1 pseudogene is annotated in these 791 nt (G+C 40.1%); it reads right to left on the reverse strand.

Annotated features, from left to right (window positions below):
- Nucleotides 1-644 (reverse strand): annotated as a pseudogene (locus D0T84_RS22345) (T9SS C-terminal target domain-containing protein); the annotation flags it as partial.
- Between the last annotated feature and the right edge of the window lie 147 nt (nucleotides 645-791).

A 791-nucleotide genomic window follows, 5' to 3' on the forward strand; every position in this document is an offset into this window, starting at 1 on the left:
TTAGTATCTTCTGTTGTGTAGCTGTTTTCTGTTGGTATGTCGAAGATGGTTTGTATGGTCTTTACCCTTAATACAGGACTCAGGGTGTCTCCTGAGGGTAATATCATCTTTCCATAGGCATCGGCTGTGGTGGTCATTGTGCCTTGTGTACGGATATCCACTGTGCCGGAGTAAAGGCCTTCCGACTTATAGTTGGAGAAAACTGTCTGTCCATAGTTTAGTGGAAATTTCATTAGAGTCATCGGATGTATATACTCCAGTATAACAGAAGGGTTTTCGTGCCCCATCTGTAGCAGGGAATCATTTGTCAGGTGATAATAATACATCGTATTGTGTTCTGTGCCGACTATCAGTTCGTTGTCTTGTAACCCTTTCTTTTTATAGCGTTTACCTCCAAGTATGTAAATACTGTCTCCTTCGAGTGGAGGCAAAGCATATTCCAGGGTGTATTCATCGTTGACGGACTTGAGTCGGCTAAAGTCCCATAGCTTATTTCCTCCGGCTTGGCCGGGGTTCATGTATTCAACTTGTTGTTTGATAAGTACATCGCCTGCCCGGTAATGGTTGTGGCTGGTATTCAACTGCCCGGATAGGGATAATACAAGGCTAAGGGCAATGAATAAAAGAATTGCTTTGACGTTCATAGTATAAATTATTTGTTAGTTCAGTGTTTCACATTTATTAGCACATGTGCAGTCTAAATATAATACCAGAAAAATGAATAAAGAATGGCCCGGATGGCTGATATGACTTTTTTTTAATATATAAATATGTAACTGATTTATATCTAT

The organism is Dysgonomonas sp. 521 (genome assembly GCF_010501055.1).
Taxonomy (GTDB): Bacteria; Bacteroidota; Bacteroidia; order Bacteroidales; family Dysgonomonadaceae; genus Dysgonomonas.